Source organism: Okeania sp. SIO3I5 (genome assembly GCF_010672085.1).
Taxonomy (GTDB): domain Bacteria; phylum Cyanobacteriota; class Cyanobacteriia; order Cyanobacteriales; family Microcoleaceae; genus Trichodesmium.
Genome location: NZ_JAAHHT010000526.1, coordinates 1 through 1,322, shown reverse-complemented (window position 1 = coordinate 1,322; position 1,322 = coordinate 1). Strand labels below are relative to the sequence as shown.

The window sequence follows — 1,322 nt, the reverse complement described above, 5'->3', positions numbered from 1 at the left end:
CAGGACTTACGCAAGGGCACTACATATAGTGTTAATCCTTAAGGTTCTCTGTACATTGGCTATCTAAACTAAGTTCCTCTTAGCGATCGCCACAGCCACAAAATTATCATTAACTGAAATGAAAAATTAGATTGAGTATATTCAAGGTTATCTGGTATTATTATAATTGAAAATAGCATATATTTTTATGAATAGTTTTAATGGACTTTAATTATATAAAATATTGTCAGTATCTAATAAGTAGTCAGAAAAATTACACTCTTACAAACCTGGCTGACAATCTAGAAAAAGTTAGCCACGATCAAATTAATCGTTACTTGAAAAATATTGATTTAGGAACAGAGATTTTGTGGCAAAATGTCAGAGAAGAAATTGTAACTACTGAAGATGGTTATTTAATTTTTGACGATACAGTTCTTAATAAAAAGTATTCCCAAAAAATTGAACTTGTTCGTCGTCAGTATAGTGGTAATGAACATAGAGTAGTGCGTGGAATAGGAATAGTTAATTGCTTATATTTTAATCCTCACATAGAACGTTTCTGGATAGTAGATTATAGGATTTATAACCCAGAAAATGATGAAAAGAGTAAAATAGATCATGTAGAAGATATGATGATTAATGCAGTAAAAAAGAAGAAAATACCAGTTCAAACAGTATTAATGGATAGCTGGTATGCAACCCAAAGGCTGATGGCCTTAATAGATAATTTAGGTAAAACTTATTATTGTCCGTTAAAAAGTAATCGTTTAGTAGACGATAGTGGGGGTGTAAAAAAATACCAAAAATTGGAAGAATTAAAATGGAATGAGTTGGAATTAGAATCAGGAAAAATTATTAAGATTAAAGGTTTTCCTAGAGATAAAAAAGTCAAATTATTCTGGGCTACTGTTTCCACAAACAGAACAGAATATATTGTTACTAATGACTTGAGCCAATCCTCTAAAGATGATGTAGAATTTGAGTCACAAACTAGATGGAAAATAGAAGAATTCCACAGAGAAATAAAACAACTAACAGGGCTAGAATTTTGCCAATGTCGTCGGGCAAAAATTCAAAAAAATCACATTGCTTGTGCTATGTTGGTGTGGAATCATTTGAAAAAAATGGCAAATGTTCTAGGAAAAACTATTTATCAGCTAAAACATCAATTATTATCTAAATATCTAGTATATGAACTCAAATATCCTGCAATTAAAATGACGGTTGTTTAAGTTTTTATAGATAGAGATAAAATCGGAGATACTGAGCGAGCGTTGTGATTTTTTTAGCGATCGCTCTATTTACCATACACTATATATAGCGTTTTTGCGTAAGTCCTG

At 30.8% G+C, this 1,322-nt stretch carries 1 protein-coding gene; it reads left to right on the top strand.

The window, feature by feature from the left end; all coding sequences use genetic code 11:
* Positions 1-200: 200 nt before the first annotated feature.
* Positions 201-1,214: an IS701 family transposase gene (locus F6K40_RS40245; protein WP_293145953.1), complete on the top strand. Its 1,014-nt coding sequence runs from the start codon at positions 201-203 to the stop codon at positions 1,212-1,214.
* Positions 1,215-1,322 lie beyond the last annotated feature (108 nt).

Bases quoted from the DNA above. Each gene is read 5' to 3' on its own strand.
- F6K40_RS40245 (WP_293145953.1), top strand. From the start codon at position 201: ATGGACTTTAATTATATAAAATATTGTCAGTATCTAATAAGTAGTCAG.